A 25,177-nucleotide genomic window follows, 5' to 3' on the forward strand; every position below is an offset into this window, starting at 1 on the left:
CAACCGCTACACCCTGCGACTGCAGGTCGCTCCCCACACGGGGAGCGTGGATTGAAATACCAAGCCCGTCGATGAGACGGTCATCGTATGCCGTCGCTCCCCACACGGGGAGCGTGGATTGAAATGCTTCACCGTGGGTGCCGTGGGAGCGCATCGTCGTCGCTCCCCACACGGGGAGCGTGGATTGAAATCAGTAGACGGGTTCGTTAACGGCACGCGCAATGTAGTCGCTCCCCACACGGGGAGCGTGGATTGAAATCACGCGGCGGCGAACTGCTCCGCGCTCATCTGCGCGTCGCTCCCCACACGGGGAGCGTGGATTGAAATTCGTACCCTGCTAGGCACCTCGTCGTTAGACTGTAGTCGCTCCCCACACGGGGAGCGTGGATTGAAATTGAACAGCTGCGATACGGCCGTGAGTGATGAATAGTCGCTCCCCACACGGGGAGCGTGGATTGAAATACCGCCTGCTCGACCTGCTCCACCACGTCATCATCGTCGCTCCCCACACGGGGAGCGTGGATTGAAATAACCAGAACGATACGGTTGCGCAACTCCATCTCACGTCGCTCCCCACACGGGGAGCGTGGATTGAAATCTGCGTCTCTGCATCGATGGAACAGTACATGCCGCGTCGCTCCCCACACGGGGAGCGTGGATTGAAATGACATAGATCGTAAATTGACCGATGCGGAGGTCGCGTCGCTCCCCACACGGGGAGCGTGGATTGAAATGAGTACGGCCTCGAATACGGCCAGAACAACAAGGGTCGCTCCCCACACGGGGAGCGTGGATTGAAATCCAAAGCGCGGTGACCGTTGCCGTGCAGCGCCGCAGTCGCTCCCCACACGGGGAGCGTGGATTGAAATTTGCTCGCGTTATCGCCTGTGAGCTGGTCGAACCGTCGCTCCCCACACGGGGAGCGTGGATTGAAATAACGAGGAGCGTTACGGCGAGAGGGCGCGGGAGCGTCGCTCCCCACACGGGGAGCGTGGATTGAAATAACGTCGCGCGGAACCTAGCTCTTGATGGGGACGAGGTCGCTCCCCACACGGGGAGCGTGGATTGAAATCGGGACGGCAGCTCGACGAAACCGTACACTAACGCACTTTTTGACACACCCACCCAGTCGGGGCAGGGCGTGGCGGGATCGCGACAGGCTTACAGCAGGGGATGCGGCGAGGAACGCGGCGCGGAAGACCTGCCACCAGGCCTACGCCAGCAGCAATCGCGGCGCTCGAGCGCCCTCGGGCAGCTCGGCGATGGCGGCGGCGACCACCCCGTCAGGGTCCTCGTCCATAACAATGGCCTCGACGTCCTCGATGCCCGCAAAGCGCATAAGGCCGTCCGCGGACGTCTTGCTGGCGTCCATCAGCGCGCAGACGGATGATGCGGCGCCAATAAACGCCTGCTTGAGTTGAGCCATCTGCGGGTAGTCTGTCATGAACCCGCGATTGGGTACAAAGGCGCCGGGGCAGAGCACCGCCAGGTTGGCATGAAGCACCTCGAGCGATCGCAGCGCCAGCATGCCGTGCAGGTAGCGGTGGCCCTTGCGCAGCGCGCCCCCAAGTAGGATCACGTCGACGGTGGGCATGCTCTCGTCGATGAAGTCCGCGATGGTGATGTCCGCGGTGATGACGGTGATGCCGGAGCGCATGTCGAGCATGCGGACAAATTCCAGTGCGGTGGTTCCAGAGTCCACTAGCACCGTGTCCCCATCGCGGACCAGCTCGATCGCGCGGCGGGCGATGGCTTGCTTGGCCTCGGCGTTGACGTTGATGCGACGGTCCTGCACGGAGACCGTGAGCGCCTTATGCAGCGAGACCGCCCCGCCGTGCGTGCGGCGAAGCTTGCCGTCGGCCTCCAACGCGTCCAGGTCCGCGCGGACGGTCACCACGGAGACGCCAAAGGTGCGAGCCAGCTCGGTTACCTGTACGGATGCGTTGTGGTCGAGCATCGACATGATGGCCGCGCGCCGTTCTTCGGCAAACGAGTGCGAGCTGGTGGTTGCCATGGCGAGTCTCCTTTTGCAAGCGGATGCTTCTCTTCTAATGATTGCGCCGCCGGTTCTTTGGATGGGTACCTCTAAAAGTGTAGCGCCTTTATGGAGATTCTAGTTTTCATTTCTTTCTAATTAAGAAAGAAATCGGCTTTGCATCACTTTCTTTTATGGTGATTAGAAGGTGTGGACGAGGAAATCTCAAGCGCCGCGTCGCGATAGGGTGGAGCGCGGGCTTTCGTTCCCTTTTCTTGCCATACGCGCGCCGACAGCGCCGCCTGCGTGTCGCACGTCTACCTAACTGCGCAGATTCCGTACAATACCAAACAAGGAGCGCCGGTCTATAGGGGGTCGGCGATGTAGGTGCCCGCAAAACCCAGCGGAGCACAGGAGGGAGCGCACGCTCATGCTCGTTACCACCAAGGAGATGCTGCTCGACGCGCAGAAGAACCACTACGCCGTCGGCGCCTTCAACGTCGAGAACCTCGAGTTCGTCATGGCCGTCCTGGCCGCCGCCGAGGAGACCAAGTCCCCCGTCATCATGCAGACCACCTCTGGCACCATCAAGAAGACCGGTCTGGACTACTTCTACGGCATGGTCAAGGCCGCTGCCGAGCGCGCCTCCGTGCCCGTGGCCCTGCACCTGGACCACGGCGACGGCTATGACCGCTGCATGAAGGCCCTGCGCACCGGCTACACCTCCGTCATGATCGACGGCTCCCACGAGACTTTCGAGGACAACATCGCCCTCACCAAGCTGGTCGCCGACGCCGGCGCCGCTATGGGTATCCCCGTCGAGGCCGAGCTTGGCAAGGTTGGCGGCAAGGAGGACGACGTCGAGGTCGAGGGCGAGTCCCCCTACACCGATCCCGCCGAGGCCAAGGAGTTCGTCGAGCGCACCGGCTGCACCTCCCTCGCCATCGGCGTCGGCACCTCTCACGGCGTGTACACCGAGGAGCCCCACATCAACCAGGACGTTGTGAAGGCTATTCGTGCCGCCGTCGACGTGCCGCTGGTCCTGCATGGCACCTCCGGTGTGCCCGATGAGCAGGTTGCCGAGGCTGTCAAGAACGGTATCTGCAAGGTTAACTACGCTACCGAGCTGCGTCAGGCCTACACCAAGGGCTACATGGCGTATATGGCCGAGAACCCCAAGAACTTCGATCCCAAGAACCCGGGCAAGGCCGGTGCCGAGGAGATCACCAAGATCGTCAAGATCCGCATGGAGAACCTGGGTTCCGTTGGCCGCGCCTAATCGCGCAGACCGCATAAGCGAATAGAAGGCGCCCGTCTGGCAATTGTCAGGCGGGCGCTTTTTACTTCTAAGTAGCTCTATGTAACTTGCCGCCATAGCGCGAAGCTTGATGCTCGCCGCTGGTCGAGTCGATGCGCTCAAGCGCCTTCAAGTTTGGTAGGGTCTAGGCGGGTACAGGCTGGCCGCGGTTATAAGGGGTAGCGTCTATGAACATCAAGCCCATTGGGGTCGAGGAGTGGCTCAACGAGCTGGAGACGTCTGCTACGCTGGATCTCGCCCAATCCACCATCGCCTCGCTGAAGACGGATGAAATACTTGCGCTTGCGGACGATGAACGGGGTGGCCCCGGCATGGGTGCTCGCGCCTTCTATGATGAACTGGGTTCAAAGAAGCAAAACTACGGTTGGATAGAGGGTTCGCCGGATTTCAAGCAAGAGGTGGCCAAGCTCTATCGAGGCACGGACGGCCGCGGCGTGGACCCTGCGAACGTGCTGCAGATGAACGGGGCTACGGGTGCCAACTTGGCCGTGCTCTATACGTTGGTGGAGCCCGGTGACCATGTGGTGGCGGAATATCCAACCTACCAGCCGCTTTACGAGATTCCGCGCGCATTGGGAGCAAAGGTCGACCTATGGCGCATCCATGAGGAGGACGGCTGGCAGCCGCGCATCGAAGAGTTGGAGCGCCTGGTTACCCCGGACACCAAGCTGATCTGCATCAACAACGCCAGCAATCCCACGGGCACGGTCCTGTCGCGTGAGCAGCTGGAGGTAATCGCCCAGATAGCCCGCAGTGCTGGCGCCTATGTGCTTTCGGACGAGGTGTACCTGCCGCTCGAGGATAGAGACTCCTACTGCAGCATCGTCGACGTGTACGAGCGCGGTATAGCGACCAACAGCCTTTCCAAGACCTATTCCGTGCCGGGCATCCGCATTGGCTGGACCGTGTGCGACGCAGAGCTTGCCGATCGCCTGCGCACGTGCCGGGATTACAGCCTTATTTGCGCCGGGGTCTTCAACGACGCCATGGCCGTCCACGTTTTGCGTCATCGCGACCAGATTTTGGCGCGTAACCGCGACATTATGCTCCGCAACCGCGCCATCGTGCAGGAATGGATCGCTGGCGAGCCACGCGCGAGCTGGGTGCCGCCACGCGGCGTGTCCACGTCGTTTATCCGCCTGGATCTTCCCATGGACGATGAGGCGTTTTGCAGAAAGCTGCTTGCGACGCGCGGGGTGCTCTTGGTTCCGGGTGGCCGCTTTGAGCTGCCGTGCGGCGCGCGCTTGGGCTATTGCGCACAAGAGGAGACGCTGCGCCGCGGCCTGGACGAGCTTTCCTGCGCGCTGCGCGAGTTGGACTAGCATCCTAATATGAGCCATTTTTAGCCAATTAGGGCGCTTCAGATAGGGCTAGCTGGCTGTGGGAGCCGGCTGGTTGGTAATGAGCTGTACGGTAGAAAATGAATGGCAGCCAAAATTGCTATTGCCAAGGTGTTATAGTATCGCCACCGGCGGAGTCCGCGTGCGGGCGGCGCTTCTCACGAGAGGAGCAAAGCCTATGGATACAATCCTGCAAGTCGTTCGCGCCCTTGGGGCGCTTTCAAGCATCGCAAGGCTGCTCTTGGAGCTGTTCGAGCGATGGAATCGACGTAAGCACATCGCGGAAGACGAAAGGCAAAAGTAAGGGCTCGGATCGCAGCCGAGCCCTTAAGATAGAACACCTTGCGTCGCCCGCGTACAGTTAATCTAGAACGGGTTCCGCTGGTATTAATTTAATTCTACCCCTTAATGGTTATATTGTGCCACTTCATACAAAACGTTCACGTGCAATATATGCAATATATGCGATATATGCGAGCTTGGCGCAGGGTTATCTTGCCGGCTTTCATGTTTAAGCGTCTTTTGATTCGCGCTATCAGCTAGAAGGGCCGTCAGGATGAGAAAAGCTGGCAAAAAGATAAACAAACCCGCCGCTGACGCTTTAGCGTGGTGCGTTGAGCTGGGCATTAGGCGTATGGTACAGTTTTTTGAATGCCGGGGGGCCGGCGTTTCATGATGTTGCCGAGTGGCACCCGCGCATGCGCGCGAGTGCGGACACCACGCTCGGGGTGCGCGGGGGGGAGCCGGATATGGCCGACGACATTCGCGGGCGTGTAGAAGACGACATTTGTTCGGTGCGCACTATCGAAGATGTGCGCGCGATGAAGAAGGCGCATAAGGGAGGGACCTGGAAGTACGCATGCGCGTGCAGGTCCGGTGTGCGCTACGAGGGAGAAGGCGAGGCGTGGAGATCGTTGAAGACGATGATTGACGAGAAGAAGGACGGCGCGCAGCCGGGTAGCGCTGCTGCTGCCATGGCGAAAGAGCCCGAGCGCGACTTGTTTGGCGACGGTGACGGCGTCGAGGTCGCACCGGAGGACCGCGGGCCGGGCGCCCTGCGCGGTGCGGGTGCGCGCTCCCCGTTGTTCTGGAAGCTCATGTTGGTGTCCATGGCGCTTATCTGGGGATACTCGTTCCTCACCATGAAGACCGTGCTGGACACCATTCCTACTTTCACTCTTTTGGCATCGCGATTTCTTCCCAGCGCGGCCATCATGTTCGTTCTCTTCCATAAGAGGATTCGCGCTCACCTCAACTTTGAGTACGTGGGGCTGGGCTTTATGATGGGCTGCGTCATATGGTCGGCATATGGCACCCAGACGCTGGGCCTGGTCGATACCACGCCGGGCAAGAACGCCTTTTTGACCGGTACGTACTGTATCCTCGTCCCCTTTATCGCGTTTATCCTGTTCCGTGAGCGCATCACAAAATGGCACGTCAGCTCAGCGGTCCTGTGCCTGGTGGGCGTTGGTTTTGTAGCGTTGGACAACTTCTCGATTCAAATGGGCGACCTGCTTACGTTGGTTGGCGCCGTGTTCTTTGCCTTGGATATGGCGGTTGTTGGGCACATTGGCCGCACGCGCGACGTGAGCGTTCTTACCAGTTGGATGTTCCTGTTTGTGGGCCTCTTTTCGCTGATCACCTCCTTTGTGGCGGAGCCCCGCGTTCCCGCCGAGGCCTGGACGCCCACGGTCGTGGGGCAGCTGGCGTTTTTGGCGGTCATGTGCACCACGGTGGGTCTGCTGCTGCAGAACCAGGCCTTGAGCCACGTGCCGCCCGCGACCGGCTCGCTGCTCCTTAGCCTTGAGAGCCCGTTTGGCGTGCTGTTTTCCGTTATCATGGCGGGCGAGGTCCTTACGGCGAAGCTGGTTTTGGGCTTTGTCCTTATCTTCTTGTCCATCGTGCTGTCAGAGACGCATTTCAGCTTCTTGGCGAAGTTTTTGCCTGATCGCAAGAAGGCGCGCGCGTAGCGGTGGACGAGTGGGCGGGGTTGCGGCTTCGCATTATCGCTATGAAAGAACTATTATTGAAGAGCTTCGGTGGCGCCGAGGCTCTTTTTTCTTGGGTAGGCGGCGGCGCGATAAGTTGCGCGGCGCAAGCCAGACTCGAAAGGATCGCATATGGACTACTATCCCGGGTTCGATATCTCGTTCGATAGCGCCACCCATGAGTTCGCATACGGCAAAGGAGTATATGGTCCCAAGTCAGAGCTGCGGCTTTTGGACGATATTCGTCCATCTCTTGAAGACCCCGCTTGCAGCGGCCCGGAGGTGCTGTACAGCATAGCGATGGATGTTGGGCGCGAGACGGACCGCGATATGATCGTCGAGCGCAATCTGCTGTTTGGCGTTGTCTGGTATTCGAGCGGGAGCATGGGCGAGGAGCCCGTTCGTTCCCAGGGGCACATCCACGCCGTCTTTCCCTCGTGCAACGATTCCACGTGCGAGGTCTATGAGATATGGGATGGAGAGGCGTGCATCTACATGCAGCAGTTCTCCGGAGATGATGCAGGTCGTTGCATTGCAGTCCATGCCAAGGCGGGAGACGTGGTGGTGGTTCCCCCGGGTTGGGTCCACGCAACAATCAACGCCAAGCCTGATAGCAACATGATCTTTGGCGCCTGGTGCGTGCGCGATTACGGCTTTGAGTACCAAAACGTGCGCGAGCACGGGGGCATCGCCTATTTCCCCGTGCTTCGCGATGGCTGCTTGTACTGGAAGACCAACGCGCGCTATCTGTCTTCGGTGTTTTGCGAATGTGGGGCGCGCGAGTACCCCGAGCTGGGTATTGAAGCGGGCGTGCCGATCTATAGCCAGTTTTGCAACGATCCGGACAAGTTCTTCTTTGTCTCTAATCCGCAGATCGCGCAAGACGTGTGGAAAAGGGCGTGACGCGGCAAACTTTGCCGCTGCGAGAATTGGAGATAAGCGTGGAGATAAAACGCGTACATGCCCTGGTCTTTAGCGGTGCGGGAACAACCACGGCGGTTGCTCGCCGCTTTTGTGAATCGTTCGCCAAGGCATCTAATCAACTTGGGATGCCCGTCGAGGTCGAGGTGGACGATATCACGCCTGCGGCGTCCGCCGTGCCGGCCATCGGTGCGAACGAACTGGTGGTTGTTGCGGTGCCCTCGTACGGCGGGCGCGTTCCCGCTCCCGTGGCGTCGCGATTGAGCAAGCTTGGGCATGTAGGCACCCCCGCCATCATGTTGGTGACGTACGGCAACCGCGCGGTGGACGATACGTTTATCGAGCTGGCAGACACGCTTGAGTCCAAAGGGATGGTGCCCGTGGGCGGTGCTGCCGTGGTCGCGCATCATTCGCTTATGACTAACGTTGCGCAGGGTAGGCCCGATCAAGATGACCTCTCCGTGGTGGACGAGCTTGCGCGCCAGGTCTCGTCCAAACTCGCTCATGCCGCTTGCGCGAGGGATGCACGGTTGGGGAGCGTGCCGGGTGGCCGTCCCTATAGGGAGTTTGGTGGCGTTCCGTTCAAGCCAAGGACGGACGAGGAACTCTGCGTGCGTTGCGGAACCTGCGTGGTCCAGTGCCCGGTTTGCGCAATCGATGCAGAGGACCCCACCAAGACCGATGCGGATGCGTGCATATCCTGCATGCGCTGCATCGACGTGTGTCCGCGCGGGGCGCGTGAGATTGGCGGCGGCCTGGCGCTGGGCGCCGCGCGCAAGGCGTTTGCGGTCAAGTGCGCAAAACGGCAAAAGTCCTACTTGCTGTAGTGCTGGCTGCTGCAGAGCGAAGAGTATGCAATAAGATTTGGGAGGCAACCATGAAGGCATTGCTTATTAACGGAAGCCCGCATAGGCAGGGGTGCACCAACCTGGCGCTGGAGTACGTGGCGAAGGGTCTTGCCGAGGGCGGCGTCGACGCGCAGATAGTGTGGTTGGGCTCAAAGCCTCTGGCGGGCTGCATGGCGTGCAACGCGTGCCGTAAGACGGGGCGCTGTGTCCACGATGACGTGGTTAACGAACTGATCCCGCTCGCAAACGAGGCTGACGGTATCGTGATCGGCTCGCCGGTCCACTACGCCGCCGCATCGGGTCAGGTGACATCGGCCATGCACCGCTTGTTCTATACGGGTGCGGTCGATTGGTCCGGCAAGGTGGGCGCCAGCGTTGTAAGCTGCCGCCGCGGCGGTGCTAGCGCGGCATTTGACCAGCTTAACAAGTATTTCACCATCACGGGCATGCCCATTGTCTCGTCCTATTACTGGAACCAGATCCACGGTAACACGCCGGAAGAGGCGATGAGGGACGAGGAGGGCCTGGCTACCATGCAGCAGCTGGGTCTCAATATGGCGTGGCTGATCAGCTGCATCAAGGCGGGCGAGAAGGCCGGTGCTGCATATCCCGGCCGCGTGCACAGCGCCAAGACCAACTTTATTCGTTAGTGCCTGTTTCCTGGCGTTTGATATCCGGTATGAAGGCCCCGTTTATAGCGTGGGGTGCATGTGGCGCGGTTGTGCCTCAGTGCATCCCGCGATATTACGGGGCATTATTATGACCTTGCGTGAGGCATAGGCGTGCTGCCCGTGCAAAAGTGAAGGATAATTGCATCGATTATAAAATGTGCCGAGTAGCTGCCGCTAAACGCCAACAAAATCGCAGGTAAATAATTGCTACTTGCAATGTATATAAAGCGGGCAGCCACTTTCAATGCAATTATCCGCCACAACCTCGAAAATGTGTCGATTCGGGCGGGCGAAAGGCGCGCTCTGCAAGGTGAAAAAGGACCAAAGAAGCGATCTGCCCCCTTGGTCCAAGGAATGCCGCATGCTTTAAGGGCCCTCTAATGCCAAAAGGGTATCCGGGGCGATAGAAAGACAGCCGGGCTCGGTCGAAAAGACGCTACAGCGTGCGTGCAAACTCGATGAGCTCCTCGCAATCGTCCAAAGTGGTTGCCCAGCTGGTGACAAAGCGCACTACCACGCGATCGGCGCCGGTAGGATCTTCGGCAACCATGGTTTCGGCGCCGCAAGCCTTGGCGAAACGTGCAGCCTGCTCGCGCGTGGCCCAGACGAACTGCTGGTTGCCGGTGACGTCGAGGTAGAGCTCGAAGCCAGCGTCCTGCAAGCCGCTTGCGAGGGCGGCGGCGCAGGCGTTGGACTGGTCTGCGTAGCGCCAGTAAGGGGCGTCCATGGTGCCGCCGTCGGTGGGAGCGGAGAAGGCGGCCTGGTATTGCACGCCCATCAGGCGGCCTTTGGCGTTGAGAAGGCCGGCGCGCTTAGTGAGGTAGGGGATGCGGTCGATAGCGCGTTTCGCGCGGTCGCTGCGTGGGTTTACCACCAGGGCCTCGCCAAACAGCATGCCCGCCTTGGTACCGCCCAGGGTGAAGGCGTCGGCGCGTGCGGCAAGGTGCTCAAGGGTGAGATCGCAGCCCGGCGAGGTGAGGGCGCTGGCCATGCGGGCGCCGTCGACGTAGACGGCAAGGCCGTGCGATTGCGCCCAGTCGCACAGCGCGTCAAACTCCGCTTGGGTATATGCGTGGCCAAACTCGGTGGTGTTAGAGAAATAAATCATGCCCGGGCGGGTGGTGTGGCAGCCGCCAGAGGTCATGTCGCGCCAGACGCGCTCGGCCCCCTGCGGGGTGAGGATGCCAAAGGGGTCGCGGGTGGCCAGCAGGCGGCGTCCGGTGCCTTCGACAGCGCCCGTCTCGTGGATGGTGGGGTGCGCATCTGCAGCGAGAACGGGCCCCTCGAACTCGTCCGTAAGCGCAGAAATGGCAAGGATGTTTGCCGCGGTGCCGCCGGGGATGAACTTAACAAAGGCATCCGGCTGGTCGCAGGCGGCGCGGATGAGGTCGGCCGCGGCGGCGCAGAATTCATCCTCGCCGTACCCTGGCATCTGCTGGGCATTGGTGCGGACCAGCGCGTCGAGAATCTCCGGCGCGGCACCCTCGCTGTAATCGTTCCTGAACTGACGCATTGCTTCTCCCTTGTAAAACGGACCCGCTCGCAGAGACGTAGGCGCGAGTTAAATCTGGCGGCTTGCTATGGCTGCGGCGGGGTCGTGTAGTATTGGAGCGTATGATACCGCAGGCAGGGCAACGGGCCTTGGCAAGCACATATAATGGTGCAGTTGGAAATACTCGTCCGTTAACCATATCTTGGGCGAAGAGATAGTTGGCAGCAAGCTGCAAGGAAGGATGGTCGCATGCAGGCACAGAGGGCTGAGGGCACCAAGGACCTTATCGGGCGCGACATGCGCGCATGGCAGAAGATGCAGGACGTGGCGGCGGAGGTATTTGGCCCCTTTGGTTTCGAGGCCGTCGAGACTCCGGCGATCGAGCAGTTGGACGTCTTTGTCCACGGAATCGGCCAGTCCACCGACGTGGTCCGCAAGGAGATGTTCCGCGTCTTTTCCGGCGCCAACTTCGAGCGCGTGCTACAGGAGGGTACCGATGCCAAGCTCAAGGCCAAGCAGCGCCTGGCGCTTCGTCCCGAGGGTACGGCCGGCGTGGTGCGCGCGGTGGTCGAGAACAACCTGGTGCCGCAGGGCGCCGCTCCCGTGAAGCTGTACTACGCAGAGGCGATGTTCCGCGGCGAGCGCCCGCAGAAGGGACGCCTGCGCCAGTTCCACCAGGTGGGCATCGAGTGGCTGGGCGCTCCGGACCCGGCGGCGGACGCCGAGTGCATCATCATGCTCATGCGCTTCTACGAGCGCCTGGGCTTCGACCTCTCTAAGCTGCGCCTGCTGATCAACTCCATGGGCGACCCTGCATGCCGCCCCGCCTATCGCGATAAGGTGCGCCAGTTCATCCTGGACCATGCGGACGAGATGTGCGACGAGTGCCGCGAGCGCGCCGAGCTCAACCCGCTGCGCGCCTTTGATTGCAAAAACGAGCACTGCCACCAGGTCATGGCGGACGCCCCGCTCATGCCCGAGCACCTGTGTGACGATTGCCGAGACCATTATGCCAAGGTCAAGCAGTATCTGGACGAGGCCGGCATCGCCTACATCGAGGACCCCACGCTGGTGCGCGGCCTCGACTACTACACCCGCACCGTCTTCGAGGTGGAGGCGCCTGGCGCGGGCGTCGGCTCCATTGGCGGCGGCGGCCGCTACGACGGCTTGGTCGAGCTGGAGGGCGGCAAGCCCACGCCGGGCGTCGGCTTTGCCGTGGGTTTCGAGCGCGCCATGCTCGCCCTGGAGGCGTTTGGCGGAGAGATGGCCGATGACGTCGAGCGCTGCGCCTACGTGGCTAACGCCGGCGCCGAGCTGCGCGGCGAGGTGTTCTCCCTTGCCAACCTGCTGCGCTCCGCCGGCATCCGTACCGAGTGCGACTACCAGGGCCGCTCGCTGAAGAGCCAGTTCAAGCAGGCAGATAAGGTTGGCGCCGCATATATGGTGGTCATTGGCGGGGACGAGCTCGCCTCCGGCAACGTTCGCCTGCGCGATATGGGCACAGGCGAGGAGAAGCTGGTCGCCCGCGCGGAGCTTGTGGACGAGCTTTTGGGCCGCCTGTAACTGCATCCCGATTCCGGCTGCGAGCCATGCGCCCGCGGCCGGTTCTTGTTTTTGCCTTCAACGGCTTGCGGCGAAAGCGGCATGCGGTTACTGTTTTTATCGGCCGTCTGCCGGACAAAGCAACTCGTCCGCCGATTTTAGAGAAACGTTAAAGATTGCTTTTGCTAACTAAAGCGTCGTCTCTGTAAACCAATGCGGGCATATAATCGTTTCGGCATTGTCCAACCTTTGTTTTGTTAGTCACGTTCCCAATGATGGAAGGGGAGGCACCGTGGCAGAACATCTAGAAACCCAGGCGCCCGTAAGGGTAAGTCGCATCGACATCGATGAGGCGCGCGCCGCCGTGGAAGCTTTGGGCGAGATCAACATCCCCTCCGAGCTCCGCGACCACCTGGCGCTGTTCGTACGCCTGGAGCGCAAGGTCCTGCGCGAGTATGACGAGGACATCTGCAACATCTTCGATAAGCTGCTTGCCAGCGTCATCGCCGCCAACGAGGGAAACCCCGGCGAGGAGGCGGCGGGCGACCCCACTAACGAGCAGGGCATCCCTACCACTCAGAGCGCCACCGCCGATGCGTTCCGCGATGCCATCGAGCTGATCGACTCGCTGTCTCTCGACCGCGCCCAGATCATCGTCCGTGCCTTCACCACGTTCTTCCATCTGGCGAACCTCTCCGAGGAAAACTACCGCGTCGAGACCCTGCGCAAGCGCGAGAGCCGCGTGTCCATCGATTCCGCGGTCGACCCGGTCAACGAACTCACCGTCGCCTACCGCCAGATGATCGATGAGGTGGGCGAGGACAAGGCCAATGAGCTGCTGGCCCGCCTCGAGTTCCATCCCGTCTTCACGGCGCATCCCACCGAGGCCCGTCGCAAGGCGGTCGAGGGCAAGATCCGCCGCATCTCCCGTTTGCTGGCGGAGCGCCCGCGCTTGGGCGGTTCCGACCTTATGGAGAACGAGCGTCATCTTCTGCAGGAGATCGACGCGCTGCTTCGTACCTCGCCCGTGGCGCCCAAGAAGCCCACGCCGGTAGAGGAAGCCGACACAATCATCGACATCTTCGACAACACGCTGTTCGACACCATCCCCATGGTCTACCGTCGTTTCGATGACTGGATCTTGGGCGACAAGGCGGGCACGGTGCCGCCCGTGTGCCCCGCATTCTTCCATCCGGGTAGCTGGATTGGCACCGACCGCGACGGCAACCCCAACGTTACCGCCAAGGTGAGCCGTCAGGTTGCCGCCAAATTCGCTACGCACATGGTGTCCACCCTTGCCAACAAGTGCCGCCGCGTGGGCCGCAACCTCACCCTTGAGGCCAAGTACACCAAGCCCACCGATGAGCTGCTCAACCTGTGGAACCATCAGGTGGAGATGAGCGAGGTCCTCACCGATCGCGCCATGACCATCTCTGCGTCAGAGCCCCATCGCGCCGTCATGCTGGTCATGGCCGCGCGCTTGGATGCCACCGTTGCCCGCAACGCGGACACCATGTATAACAGCGCCGAGGAGTTCTTGGGCGATCTGCGCGTGGTCCAGCGCTCTCTCGCCGCGTCCGGTGCGGTCCGCGCGGCATACGGGCCGGTGCAGACCATCATCTGGCAGACGGAGACCTTTGGCTTCCATATGGTCGAGACTGAGTTCCGCCAGCATTCCGTGGTCCATACCCGGGCTCTGGACGATATCCGCGAGCACGGAATCCATGGCGAGCTCGCCCCTATGACCCGCGAGGTGCTCGATACCTTCCGCGCGCTGGGCAGCATCCAGAAGCGCTTTGGCATCAAGGCCGCCCGTCGCTACATCATCTCGTTCACCAAGAGCGCGCAGAACGTCGCCGACGTCTACGAGCTGGCGCAGCTGGCCTTCGCCCATCCGGAGGACGTGCCCGTTGTGGACGTTATCCCGCTGTTCGAGCAGCTTGAAGACCTTGAGAACTGCGTGGATGTTCTGGACGACATGCTTGCGATCCCCGCGGTCCAGCGCCGTCTGGAGCAGAGCGGTCGCCGCCTTGAGGTCATGCTGGGCTACTCTGACTCGTCCAAAGACGCCGGTCCCACCACGGCTACGCTGGCCCTGCATTCCGCGCAGGCCCGCATCGCCGCATGGGCGGAGCGCAATGACATCGACCTGGTGCTGATGCACGGTCGCGGCGGCGCCGTGGGTCGTGGCGGCGGTCCTGCCAACCGCGCCGTCCTGGCTCAGCCCGCGGGTTCGGTCAACTGCTTCTTCAAGCCAACCGAGCAGGGCGAGGTTATCTTCGCTCGCTACGGCAACCCGGCGCTGGCGCAGCGCCACGTGGAGAGCGTCGCGGCGGCCACGCTGCTCAACTCCGCGCCGTCCGTGGAGCGCACCAACACCCAGACTACCGAGCGCTTCGCCGATATGGCGGCGCGTCTGAACGATGTGGCGCACAACACCTATCTGGATTTGCTGAACACCCCGGACTTCACCCCGTGGTTCTCTACCGTGACCCCGCTGACCGAGGTTGGCCTGCTACCCATTGGCAGCCGTCCGGCCAAGCGCGGTCTGGGCGCCAAGTCTCTGGACGATCTGCGCACCATCCCCTGGGTCTTCTCCTGGAGCCAGGCGCGCATCAACCTGGCCGCGTGGTACGGTCTGGGCAGCGCATGCGAGGCCCTGGGCGACCTGGAGCTGCTGCAGCAGGCGTATGCCGAGTGGCCCCTCTTCAGCACGTTTATCGACAACATCGAGATGTCCATCGCCAAGACCGATTTCCGCATCGCCAAGATGTACCTAGCCTTGGGCGATCGCGACGACTTGGCGACCAAGGTGTTCGAGGAGATGCAGCTCACCCGCAAGTGGACGCTCGCCATCACCGGCAGCACCTGGCCGCTTGAGAAGCGCCGCGTGCTGGGTCGTGCCGTTCGCGTGCGCAATCCGTTTGTCGACGCCCTGTCGCTGGCGCAGGTCCGCGCTCTGCGCGAGGTCCGCATGAACCAGGACGAGCTGTCCGAGGAGGCTAAGGCCGAGTACATGAGCCTGATCCTCGCCACCGTGACCGGTGTCTCCGCAGGTCTCCAGAACACGGGGTAATACCCTCGTCCCTCGTCCGCATGTGGATCACGTGCGACTTGAACGTCAAATTGTACGCTTGCGCAATCGAGCCCGGGTGCCTTTAGAGGCGTCCGGGCTCTTTTTGTTTGCAATGCCGATGAACGATATGGGCATCGAGTTGGGTGATGGGAGTGGGGCATGAGCATGCGCGTCAGAGGGAGAAGCGTCGTTTTTGTCGCATTGCGGTCTGACAAGGCGGAGCGTCGGGAGGCCGTAAAATAGCCTAATGTCGAATTCTGGAACTCTCTAATGTAATATTATGGAAATAACTAATGCATGATCCTGGAGAAAGGCACTGGTGAGGATACGTATGATTAATCGAATCATGGCGGATCAGATGCGGGCGCAAGCGCAGTGGTTTCCAGTCCTTTCGGTAACCGGTCCTCGTCAGAGCGGCAAGTCGACACTGGTCAAGAGTGTTTTTGATGCTTACGCTTATGCCAATCTTGAAGACCCGCAGCTGCGCCGCGAGGCATTGGAAGATCCTGTGGGGTTCATTCGAACTCGTCCGTCAAAACTAATCATCGATGAGGCGCAATATGCTCCCGAGTTGTTTTCAGTTATTCAGGTAGTGTCGGACGAGCGTGGTGAGGCGGGGCAATATATCTTATCGGGTTCGCAGAACTTTCTGCTCACTAAGCGCATCGGCCAGTCGCTGGCGGGAAGGGTCGGCTTGCTCAAATTGCTTTCTGTTTCGTATGAAGAGTGCCGTGATTATAACCCGGCGTGCAGCCCCGAGAGCTTTATGTTCACGGGCGGTTATCCGCGCCTATTGAGCACGGGGATGCCCGCCTCGATGTTTTTCTCCAGCTATCTTGATACATATGTTGAAAGAGATGTAGCCGAGTACCTTGACGTAAGGAATCTAACTGCATTTAGGAGATTTGTTCGACTATGCGCTCTTAGTGCCGGAAACCTTGTGAACTATTCGAGCCTCGCGCGCGATGCGGATATCGATGCGCGCACTGCAAAGGCTTGGCTGTCCATGCTTGACGCGAGCTACATTACATTTACGCTGCAACCGTATTATCGAAATGCTGGCAAGCGACTTACCAAGAGTCCCAAGATCTATTTCCATGATACGGGGCTTTTATGCTACTTACTGGGCATTTCTAGCGCTGAACAGCTTGTGTCCAGTGAGTATTTCGGTGCGATTTGCGAGAACTTTATTGTGTCGGAGACTCAAAAAAGACACCTCAATCGCGGCGTTCGGCCAGAACTGTATTTCTATCGCGATGACCGAAAAGTCGAGGTTGACCTCTTGGATTTTACCGATGCGCATGAAAAAAAGCTCGTTGAGGTGAAGTCGGGGCAAACGTACCACGATGCGCACGCACGTCATCTTCAAACCGTGGGGGATGAGCTGGGTATTCCCGTGGCGAATCGGTATGTTGTCTCAAGGGTAGAGCATGGTTTTAAATCATCGGCTGCAGCAGTTGTCACGTACGGTGAATGGCTGCTTGGATAGCGGGTTGATGCTATGGGGCATGGGCTTCGTATTCTGGGGGACGCTTGGACTTTTTGATTTGATATGACGAAAACTATTGCCGCAGGTGTTATGGCGGGGTGCTACATCATGCGGGCGACCGCCATGAGAATCCACAGATGTATGGGGTAGAACCAGTAAAAGAGATTCTTTGCGGCGGTTGTGTTGAGGCTGCGTGCGTCGTTGTAGAGCAGTACCAGGGGAACGACCGCGACCATCATCCATTCGCTATCGAAACATAGGGTGTTGAAGAGTGAAATCCCCGTGGCACCATAGCTCCAGCCAAGGTATGCGTTGGCAAATAGGATTGCGCACCATATCGTGACACCCAAGCATGCGATGCCACGGCGGTTGTGGAAGAAATGGAAACAGGCAAGAACGGGGAGCAGGTATATGCCGCCCTCGCATGGCAGCGATAAGCATGCAAGAGCAACCGCTGCGACAACGTGAACCGCGCGTTTGCCGGCTTGACCGTATAGTTGCAATACGGACCACAATGAATGGCATGAGAAGCGGACTCGGCGTATCGGAGGTACGCGATGGTGTTGGTGGACGAGGTGCGGGTGGACGATGGTCCATATAGCATTGTTGCTCAAATGGTAGTGATGCCGCGGGGCATCACCGTTACGGCGGTGTCGCCGAATTATGCTCACCTAGGGGCGACCGCGCAGGCCATTCCAAGACCGGAGACAGGTAGAACGGCGACGGTGAGTCTCCTTTGTGTCCCCTGTCATAGAGATGAAATTCCCGCTCACGATATCGCCGCGGCGTTGGCGACCCGTTTTAGGGTTCCCTGCGCTGCGAGCGTGGGGCTGCATGTTGAGCGCGCAACGGAAAAAGACCTGCGTTTCATGATGGGGTCTGTGCGAACTCTTATTGACCGCTTGGTTGACTGTGGGGAGCGGGCGTTTAGGGAGATGGGGCAGCGGTGACGGAGCGTGCGCACCTTCTGCCTTATTTGGAAAAACTACCTTGACTGTATAGTCGCTACACGGTCCAAGCTTGGGATAACGAGCTGCCAGATCCTTGCGTAGGTGATGCGCAACGTATTGCAGGGTTTGTCTGCATGGTCGGGTAGCATGAGGCCGAGTTGGAGGAACAATGGCGAATAAGGTCAACGATCTGCGTAGCGCTCTTGAGCTGCTCAAGGGCATTGACGGTCAGCTTATCGAAACCGATGTTGAAGTGGATCCTATGGCGGAGCTTTCCGGTGTATACCGCCATATCGGCGCCGGTGGTACGGTATCTCGTCCCACTAAAGAGGGGCCCGCGATGGTATTCAACAACGTGAAGGGCCATCCAGGCGCACGCGTGGCGATCGGCTTGCTCGCCAGTCGTCGCCGCGTGGGTTACCTGCTCGATTGCGACCCTAAGCGATTGGGCTTCATGCTCAATGACTCCGTTGCGAACCCCATCGCTCCGCAGGTTATCGCTGAGGGAGAGGTGGCGGCCTGCCAGGAAGTTGTATACATGGCGGACGATCCGGGCTTCGACGTGCGCAAGCTGGTGCCCGCTCCCACCAATACCGAGGAGGACGCCGGCCCCTACATCACGATGGGCATGTGCTACGCCCATGACGTCGAGACCGGTGAACACGACGTAACTATTCACCGCCTGTGCCTGCAAGGCCCGGATACCATCTCCATGTTCTTCACCCCGGGCGCCCGTCACCTGGGTGCCTTCCGCGAGAAGGCCGAGGCGCTGGGCAAGCCGCTCCCCATCTCGATTTCTATTGGCGTGGACCCGGCTATCGAGATCGGTGCATGTTTTGAGCCGCCCACCACGCCTATTGGCTACGATGAGCTCTCCGTTGCGGGCGCAATCCGTAAGGAGCCGGTCAAGCTGGCCCGATGCAAGACAATCGACGAGTATTGCATCGCCAACGCCGAGTACGTTATCGAGGGCGAGCTGTTGCCCAACACCTATGTTGAGGAGGATCAAAACTCCGGTACCGGCAAGGCAATGCCCGAGTTCCCTGGCTATACCGGCGTTGCGCCCAAGCAGGTTCCGGTCATAAAGGTTAAGTGCGTCACAACCCGCACCAATCCCATCATGCAGACGGTAATCGGTCCATCCGAGGAACACGTGTCCATGGCGGGTATTCCCACCGAGGCGTCGATTCTATCCATGGTTGACCGCGCCATGCCTGGTCGCGTGCAAAACGTTTACGCGGCTACCCCTGGTGGCGGCAAGTTCATGGCGGTTATTCAGTTCAAGAAGACGGTTCCCTCCGATGAGGGCCGTCAGCGTCAGGCGGCGCTCCTTGCGTTCTCGGCATTCCCTGAGCTCAAGCACGTGTTCTTGGTTGATGAGGACGTTGATCCCTTTGATATGAACGATGTCATCTGGGCAATGAACACCCGTTTTCAGGGCGATGTGGACTGCATCACCATTCCTGGGGTGCGCTGCCATCCGCTTGACCCGTCAAATGATCCCACGTGCGACCCGTCAATTCGTGACCACGGCATTGCGTGCAAGACCATTTTTGACTGTACCGTACCCTACGATCAAAAGCACCGCTTCCAGCGTTCTAAGTTCAAAGACGTTGACCCCTCCCATTGGGTGCCCGGGTTTATCGACTAGCAGTATTACGTTGTAAGGGCGTGGGCGCGCAATCGCAGTACCTTGCATCCGCGGTGCCCACGCCTTTTTATTCTCGAACAGAATGGAATTGCTATGCCAGCTTACTTCCCTTCGGGCATTATCATCAACGTTTCCGCCGTTATTCTCGGCGGCATCGCGGGCGCCTTGCTTGGGCCCAAGCTGCCCAAGGATCTGCGCACCACCCTTAATCTCATCTTCGGTGCCTGCTCCATGACCATGGGCATTTCTTATATCGTTAAGCTGCAGACGCTGCCGGCGCTCATGCTCGCGATTATCGTGGGGACCGCCGTGGGCCATCTGGTCCACCTCGAAAGCGGCATCTCGGGCGTTGCCGCCAAGCTGCAGGGCCCTGTGTCCGCTTTGGTTAGAAGCGAGCCCTCGGGTGACATGAGCGAGGACGAGTGGATGAGCCGCTACATCGCCGCGGTGGTTTTGTTCTGCGCTTCGGGTACCGGCATCTTTGGCGCGCTGCAGTCCGGCCTTAACGGGGACCAGTCGATTCTTATTTCCAAGGCGATCCTTGACTTCTTCACCGCCGCCATCTTCGCTGCGGATCTGGGCTTCATGACCCCGCTGATCGGTATTCCCCAGGCGGTTATCATGGCGGTGCTATTTGTGCTTGCCGGCGTCATCATGCCGCTCACCAATGAGGTCATGATGGGGGACTTCCGCGCGTGCGGCGGTGTTCTCATGCTTTGCACCGGCTTTAGAATTTGCGGGATCAAGTGTTTTCCCATTGCGAACATGCTGCCCGCCATGGTGCTTATCATGCCCTTTAGCTGGATGTTTGCAGATCTTATTTTGCCGCTGATCGGATAAGGGGCAACTTTGGACGCGGGGTGTACTCGGGAGTATTGGGTAAGGTCCCGCTCGGTGTCACGCCTTGCTAATTGTCCCAGCTTGTTTTGCGAAGGGCATGGTTGCCAATCTGATTTGGCGCGATGGCTTAGAGGCGGGAGGCATAGATGGATAATTCAGGGTCGAGGCGCATCGTCGTTGGCGTCTCTGGGGCAAGCGGTGCGGCATTGGGCCTTGCGGTTCTTGATGGATTGCGGGCGGCGGGGGTTGAGAGCCATCTAGTGCTCACCCGCGGCGCGGAGCTGACCATCGAGCAAGAGCTGTCTATTGGCGTCGATGGGTTTTGCTCGCATGCGGACGTGGTTTACAACAACCGTAACATCGGAGCCGCGATTGCAAGCGGAACCTTCAAAACCGCTGGCATGATTGTTTCTCCGTGCTCCATGAAAACGCTGGCGGGAGTTGCAAGCGGGTATTCGGAAAACCTGCTGCTTCGTGCGGCAGATGTAACCATGAAAGAGCGCCGTCCGTTGGTGCTTATGGTGCGCGAAACGCCGTTCAATTCCATCCACGTCGATAATATGCAGCGCCTTGTCCGCATTCCCGGGGTGGTGCTTTTACCGCCGTTGCTCACGTTCTACAACGGCGCGCAGACTGTGGACCAGATGGTGCATCATGTCGCGTGCAAGGCATTGGACGCTTTCGGTATTGAGCCCGAGGGTTTTCAGCGTTGGAGTTAACGGTGGCCGGTACCGGTATTCGCTGGAAGAGGCAGATGTTTGGCGCTGCCGGGTATCGGGGTCGATGCCGCGTGTCATGTCGGCAGCCCATATAGCCTTTTGCACGTGGCTGAGCATGCTGCAAAACGCGTTTGCCGCGTCTCCACGTCCTTGTCTACAATAGAGTCCCTGGTGTACGCCGGGGGCTCTGCGCGGTTTTAAGGGGTGACCACGTGAAGGGAAATGCGTATTCCATAAGCGAGATGGCGGCGATGTTCGGTCTTACTCGTCAAACGCTTATCTATTATGACCGCATTGGCCTATTTGCCCCGGCACATGTAAATGAAGAGGGATATCGTCTGTACGAGCCGACGCAGATTCCGTTTTTGCGCCTCATATGCCTTATGAGAGATTTGGGCCTAGAGCTCAAGGAGATTAAAGAGGTACTAAGGCGACCGGACCCGGGTAGCCTGGTAAGCTGCCTCGCCCATCAAGTCGAACGCCTTGATGGGGAAATCGATCGTCTCCGGGCAAAGCGCGACGGCGCGCACGAGCGGCTGTGTTTCTACGAAGAGGTGCTCTATTGGAAAGAGCGCTTGGGCGTGCCGCATCTTCGTCATTATCCCGACCGTTATGTTGTGTTTGAGCAGTTTGACGATGGCGCCATCGATAGACGCGTGCTCCATACCACGCTTATGAGGCTGCTTGCGCGCATGCGCGACGAGGGCGGCGCGTCTCCGTTTAGGGGATGGGGGCCATGCTGCGTTACGATGAGCTTGAAGGCGATGACCCCCTTGCGGGGGCGGGGACCGTCGCCATTCTTCCCGCTGGCGTTGATCCATAGGCGTTTAGCGGTGTTCGTCTGCTGCCAGAAGGGATTTATCTATGCTGCAGCAGGTGGGGTATGCCCTATGATCCGCAAGGCGCCAGGGAGTTTATTGGGCACGCCAAGAGCCATGGGCTTCGCGTGCTGGACGACGTATGCGACCTTTGCCTCATGGATACCGTCAGTTATAACGAGGAGCATCGCGTGGATTTCTGCTGCTTGCAGGCCCCCGTGGCGTTGTAGAGCGCTGAAGGTAATGTCACATCCCTGTTAAGAGCGGGTGGATGCGCCGGTTCTTTTGGCCGCCGCGCCGCACATCCGTTATCCTATTGACCTGCCGCACGCGACCGGTCGGTCCGAGTCGTTTGCGAGCAGCCTCGTTGCGCGGTCTACGCAGGCGGGGCCATCTGTACAGCAAGCCGCCCGTAACGACACGGGGTGGCACGGATGAGGAGGTTCTTATGACCCAAATCCATTCTATGCACACGCATACGTGCAACGAGCTTCGTCTCGAGCACATTGGCCAGGAGGTGACCCTCACCGGTTGGGTGTGGCGTCGCCGCGACCACGGCGGCCTGATCTTCGTCGACCTGCGCGACCGCGAGGGCGTTACGCAGATCTCCTTCGACCCCGAGCATTCCGGCGGCACCGCGTTCCACGCCGCTGAGACCATCCGTTCCGAGTGGCCCATCAAGGTTACCGGCGTGGTGCGCGAGCGCCCCGAGGGCCAGTCCAACGCTAAGCTCGCTACGGGCGAGATCGAGGTGCTGGTCTCTCATATCGAGGTGCTCAACACTTCCAAGACCCCGCCCTTCCAGATCGAGGATCACATCGAGGCTGGTGAGGACATCCGCCTGCGCTATCGCTACCTGGATATCCGTCGCCCCAAGATGATGGCCAACCTCCAGATGCGCTCCGACTTCACCTTCGCCATCCGCGAGGCCCTGCACAAGCGCGCCTTCATGGAGGTCGAGACCCCGTCGCTGTTCAAGTCCACGCCCGAGGGCGCTCGCGACTTCCTGGTCCCCAGCCGCATCCAGCCCGGCCACTTCTACGCGCTGCCCCAGAGCCCGCAGCTGCTCAAGCAGCTTCTTATGATCGGCGGCGTGGAGCGCTACTACCAGGTTGCCAAGTGCTTCCGTGACGAGGATCTGCGCGCCGACCGCCAGCCCGAGTTCACCCAGGTGGACATCGAGATGAGCTTTGTCGAGCAGGACGATGTCATGAGCGCTCTAGAGGATGTGCTCCGCGACGCCTTCGCCAAGATGGGCGTCGAGCTGCCCTGCCCGCTGCGTCGCATGCAGTACTGGGACGCCATGGACACCTATGGCACCGACAAACCCGATACCCGCTACGGCATGGAACTCCATGACGTGACGGACATCTTTACCAATTCTTCCTTCAAGCTCTTCGCCGGCGCTGCCAATACCGATGGCCAGTACGTCAAGGCGCTCAACGCCAAGGGTGCCGGCACCTGGCCGCGCGCCAAGATCGACAAGCTCGCCGGCGTCGCCGCCGAGTTTGGCGCCAAGGGCCTGGCTTGGATCGCCTTCCGCGAGGACGGCTCCATCAACAGCCCCATCGTGAAGTTCTTTACGGACGAGGAGATGGCCGCCCTGCGCGCCGAGATGGACGCTCAGCCCGGCGACCTGGTCATGTTCGCCGTCGCCGATCGCCTTGGCGCCGACGAGATCCTGGGCGGCATGCGCTGCCACATGGCCGACGCCCTGGATGTTCCCCGCGAGGGCCACGACTTTTTGTGGGTGGTCAACTTCCCACTGTTCCATTGGGACGAGGACCGCAAGGCGTACGCCGCCGAGCATCAGCCCTTCACCCTGCCTGATACGGATGACCTCGAGGCCATCAAGGCGAACCCGCTGGCCGCGGGCTCTTGCACCTACGACTTTGTCATGGACGGCTACGAGGCCGGTGGCGGCGGCATGCGTATCCACAACGCGCAGATGCAGCTCGCTATGCTCGAGATGCTTGGCTTCACCGAGGAGGGCGCTCGCGAGCAGTTTGGCTTCCTGATGGACGCCCTCGAGTTCGGTGCGCCCCCCATGGGCGGTTTCGCGCTCGGCCTCGACCGCGTTTGCATGCTGCTTGCCGGCTGCGACTCCATCCGCGAGGTCATGGCGTTCCCCAAGACCAGCTCCGGCTCCGACCTCATGTCCGACGCTCCCAGCGCCGTCTCCGCGCGCCAGCTGAAGGAAGTCGGCCTCCGCATGGAGTAGTCAGCTTCGCGAGGTGCCCGACCTTGCCGCTCAAGTCTGCGGGCATGGCCCTAAGGCCTATGCCCTGCCTTTCGTGGCAATCTCGGGTACCTCGCAAAGCCTTGTCTCGCTTTCTCAGGCATCCCGCGTTCCTTGCCTTGAGCTTGGAATCGACGAGACCTAACAAAAGGCCCAGAATGGTTTGCAAGATGGCAGCCGTTCTGGGCCTTTTTGCTGCTTTCATCGAATGAAGGGCGGGCGCCCGTTGGCGTCTTAGGGGATGCGGTGGAAATCCTGGTGTTCGGAGCTGAGGGGCGACCGGGACCGGGAGGCGAGTGCCAAACCTTCGCACTAACGTGTTTTTTGACACCTATTTTTTCTCAATCGCTGACGGATTTACACGAATAGGGCCGACGGTTTTGCACAAAGAAGACTGACGGAATTGCATGATAATAACTGATGGATTTGCAATGTGTGCGTTGACGGATTTGCATACCCCGCCGTGTCTCTACACGCCTTGGCGTACCGCGGTGCTGCGGAAGCAGAAGTGGTCCAGGCGATGGCGCGACTGCGTGTACTCGATCATGGTTCCCTGTGCGTCAAAGGTCTGGCTTTTGACCACGGCGAGGTAGTCGACATCGTCCAGATCAAGGAGCTCGCGGTCTCGATCGGTCGCGCGTTCACCGGTGATTTCGCGCTTGCTCATGGCGATGGTGATGCCCAGCGTGTTTTCTAGATAGTTGTAGATAGAGGCTTCCGCTATTTGCGGCGTGAGGCCCTCCGCCGCGCTGGCAAGGAAGAAGTTGCGGTCCAAAATGAGCGCCTCGCCATCGATGATGCGGACGCGTTCGATGGCGAAGAGTTCGTCGCCGGGGGCGAAGCCTGTTTGGTCCGCGATGGCTTGGGTTGCTTGCATGTGCTCGAAAGCCACCACGCGCGTGGTGCTCGAAAAGCCGCTGCGACGACGGGCCTCGTCAAAAGACTCGATGCCGCCCACGGAGAATGATTCGCGCTCCGGCTCGCGATAGGTTACGCGCACGCCCTTGCCGTGGACCGGCTGGACGTAGCCGTTGTCGCGCAGCACGGCGATAGCGCGGCGCACGGTGGAGTGGGAGCAGGCGTACATGCCGGTGAGGATCGCTTCGGAGGGGAGGAAGGACTGGTAGACGTAGGTCCCCGCCTCTATGTTGCGTCGTATGTCATGGTAAATCTCGTCATAGCGCGCTTTCACGATGCCTCCGCCTTTGGTCGCTGGTCGTTTTATCCATCTTATACGAATAAGATTTGTGCGCACTACCGTTTGCGTGCGATTTCCTACCGTATACCGTCTTATCTAACT

20 protein-coding genes, 1 pseudogene and 1 CRISPR repeat array (1 of these 22 only partly in view) are annotated in these 25,177 nt (G+C 60.1%); of the genes and pseudogenes, 16 read left to right on the forward strand and 5 right to left on the reverse strand.

All coding sequences use genetic code 11. The features are described 5' to 3' along the window. A CRISPR array of direct repeats spans positions 1 to 1,072; the repeat unit is 33 nt; unit sequence GTCGCTCCCCACACGGGGAGCGTGGATTGAAAT; it begins 2,064 nt to the left of the window's first position. Positions 1,073 to 1,213: 141 nt separating this feature from the next. Continuing rightward, complete coding sequence (locus B3H65_RS06420; RefSeq protein WP_286684590.1) at positions 1,214 to 2,014, reverse strand: DeoR/GlpR family DNA-binding transcription regulator; 801 nt, start codon at positions 2,012 to 2,014, stop codon at positions 1,214 to 1,216. A gap of 391 nt (positions 2,015 to 2,405) precedes the next feature. Here B3H65_RS06420 and B3H65_RS06425 point away from each other — a divergent pair, with 391 nt between their 5' ends. From B3H65_RS06425 to B3H65_RS06450, 6 genes are all read left to right on the forward strand, one after another. Continuing rightward, on the forward strand, positions 2,406 to 3,254 hold the full coding sequence (locus B3H65_RS06425) for a class II fructose-bisphosphate aldolase (RefSeq protein WP_286684591.1): 849 nt from the start codon (positions 2,406 to 2,408) through the stop codon (positions 3,252 to 3,254). Positions 3,255 to 3,460: 206 nt separating this feature from the next. Next, the gene (locus B3H65_RS06430; protein ID WP_286684592.1) at positions 3,461 to 4,615 is read left to right on the forward strand and encodes an aminotransferase; all 1,155 of its coding nucleotides are present in this window, start codon (positions 3,461 to 3,463) and stop codon (positions 4,613 to 4,615) included. Between the two features lie 767 nt (positions 4,616 to 5,382). Next, positions 5,383 to 6,603, forward strand: coding sequence for a DMT family transporter (locus tag B3H65_RS06435; RefSeq protein WP_278561800.1), 1,221 nt, complete (start codon positions 5,383 to 5,385; stop codon positions 6,601 to 6,603). Between the two features lie 150 nt (positions 6,604 to 6,753). Beyond that, the gene (locus tag B3H65_RS06440; RefSeq protein ID WP_286684593.1) at positions 6,754 to 7,524 is read left to right on the forward strand and encodes a glucose-6-phosphate isomerase family protein; all 771 of its coding nucleotides are present in this window, start codon (positions 6,754 to 6,756) and stop codon (positions 7,522 to 7,524) included. A 38-nt stretch (positions 7,525 to 7,562) separates the two neighbouring features. Beyond that, a complete protein-coding gene (locus tag B3H65_RS06445; RefSeq protein ID WP_286684594.1) occupies positions 7,563 to 8,369 on the forward strand; it encodes a 4Fe-4S binding protein in 807 nt (268 codons plus the stop codon). A gap of 50 nt (positions 8,370 to 8,419) precedes the next feature. After that, entirely contained in the window at positions 8,420 to 9,040 is a 621-nt protein-coding gene (locus B3H65_RS06450) for a flavodoxin family protein (protein ID WP_286684595.1), read from the forward strand. 457 nt (positions 9,041 to 9,497) lie between these two features. On the opposite strand, the gene B3H65_RS06455 is transcribed toward B3H65_RS06450, so the two are convergent. Further along, positions 9,498 to 10,574, reverse strand: coding sequence for a threonine aldolase family protein (locus tag B3H65_RS06455; protein WP_286684596.1), 1,077 nt, complete (start codon positions 10,572 to 10,574; stop codon positions 9,498 to 9,500). 228 nt (positions 10,575 to 10,802) lie between these two features. Between B3H65_RS06455 and hisS the strand changes: the two genes are divergently transcribed. The 3 genes from hisS to B3H65_RS06470 all read left to right on the forward strand — a co-directional run bounded on the left by hisS (position 10,803) and on the right by B3H65_RS06470 (position 16,660). After that, complete coding sequence (hisS, locus tag B3H65_RS06460) at positions 10,803 to 12,116, forward strand: histidine--tRNA ligase (RefSeq protein ID WP_286684597.1); 1,314 nt, start codon at positions 10,803 to 10,805, stop codon at positions 12,114 to 12,116. Between the two features lie 316 nt (positions 12,117 to 12,432). Next, positions 12,433 to 15,171 (forward strand): phosphoenolpyruvate carboxylase, encoded by a 2,739-nt coding sequence (locus B3H65_RS06465; protein WP_349675990.1) that lies wholly within the window; start codon positions 12,433 to 12,435, stop codon positions 15,169 to 15,171. A 331-nt stretch (positions 15,172 to 15,502) separates the two neighbouring features. Then, the gene (locus B3H65_RS06470) at positions 15,503 to 16,660 is read left to right on the forward strand and encodes an ATP-binding protein (protein ID WP_286684599.1); all 1,158 of its coding nucleotides are present in this window, start codon (positions 15,503 to 15,505) and stop codon (positions 16,658 to 16,660) included. Positions 16,661 to 16,761: 101 nt separating this feature from the next. On the opposite strand, the gene B3H65_RS06475 is transcribed toward B3H65_RS06470, so the two are convergent. Beyond that, positions 16,762 to 17,331 carry a TraX family protein gene (locus B3H65_RS06475; RefSeq protein WP_286684600.1) on the reverse strand — a complete coding sequence of 190 codons (570 nt, stop codon included), beginning with the start codon at positions 17,329 to 17,331 and terminating at the stop codon, positions 16,762 to 16,764. On the opposite strand from B3H65_RS06475, the gene B3H65_RS10490 reads away from it, so the two are divergent. The 5 genes and pseudogenes from B3H65_RS10490 to B3H65_RS10495 form a co-directional block, all read left to right on the forward strand. Further along, positions 17,218 to 17,610 carry a hypothetical protein gene (locus B3H65_RS10490; protein ID WP_414630711.1) on the forward strand — a complete coding sequence of 131 codons (393 nt, stop codon included), beginning with the start codon at positions 17,218 to 17,220 and terminating at the stop codon, positions 17,608 to 17,610. The genes B3H65_RS06475 and B3H65_RS10490 overlap by 114 nt on opposite strands. A 169-nt stretch (positions 17,611 to 17,779) precedes the next feature. After that, positions 17,780 to 19,261, forward strand: coding sequence for a UbiD family decarboxylase (locus B3H65_RS06480; protein WP_286684601.1), 1,482 nt, complete (start codon positions 17,780 to 17,782; stop codon positions 19,259 to 19,261). Positions 19,262 to 19,354: 93 nt separating this feature from the next. Beyond that, complete coding sequence (locus tag B3H65_RS06485) at positions 19,355 to 20,101, forward strand: DUF554 domain-containing protein (protein ID WP_009140751.1); 747 nt, start codon at positions 19,355 to 19,357, stop codon at positions 20,099 to 20,101. Between the two features lie 146 nt (positions 20,102 to 20,247). Then, the gene (locus tag B3H65_RS06490) at positions 20,248 to 20,820 is read left to right on the forward strand and encodes a UbiX family flavin prenyltransferase (RefSeq protein ID WP_009140750.1); all 573 of its coding nucleotides are present in this window, start codon (positions 20,248 to 20,250) and stop codon (positions 20,818 to 20,820) included. Between the two features lie 242 nt (positions 20,821 to 21,062). Next, positions 21,063 to 21,191, forward strand: a pseudogene (locus B3H65_RS10495) (MerR family DNA-binding transcriptional regulator); the annotation flags it as partial. Between the two features lie 54 nt (positions 21,192 to 21,245). On the opposite strand, the gene B3H65_RS06495 reads toward B3H65_RS10495, so the two are convergent. Beyond that, on the reverse strand, positions 21,246 to 21,485 hold the full coding sequence (locus tag B3H65_RS06495) for a hypothetical protein (RefSeq protein WP_286684602.1): 240 nt from the start codon (positions 21,483 to 21,485) through the stop codon (positions 21,246 to 21,248). Positions 21,486 to 21,703: 218 nt separating this feature from the next. Between B3H65_RS06495 and B3H65_RS06500 the strand changes: the two genes are divergently transcribed. Then, positions 21,704 to 21,868, forward strand: a complete 165-nt coding sequence (locus B3H65_RS06500; RefSeq protein ID WP_286684603.1) for a hypothetical protein — start codon at positions 21,704 to 21,706, stop codon at positions 21,866 to 21,868. Between the two features lie 218 nt (positions 21,869 to 22,086). Continuing rightward, a complete protein-coding gene (gene aspS / locus B3H65_RS06505; RefSeq protein WP_009140748.1) occupies positions 22,087 to 23,859 on the forward strand; it encodes an aspartate--tRNA ligase in 1,773 nt (590 codons plus the stop codon). 487 nt (positions 23,860 to 24,346) lie between these two features. On the opposite strand, the gene treR is transcribed toward aspS, so the two are convergent. Continuing rightward, positions 24,347 to 25,069 (reverse strand): trehalose operon repressor, encoded by a 723-nt coding sequence (gene treR / locus B3H65_RS06510; protein ID WP_286684604.1) that lies wholly within the window; start codon positions 25,067 to 25,069, stop codon positions 24,347 to 24,349. Between the last annotated feature and the right edge of the window lie 108 nt (positions 25,070 to 25,177).

Source organism: Collinsella sp. UBA1693, assembly GCF_002320115.1.
Taxonomy (GTDB): Bacteria; Actinomycetota; Coriobacteriia; order Coriobacteriales; family Coriobacteriaceae; genus Collinsella; species Collinsella tanakaei.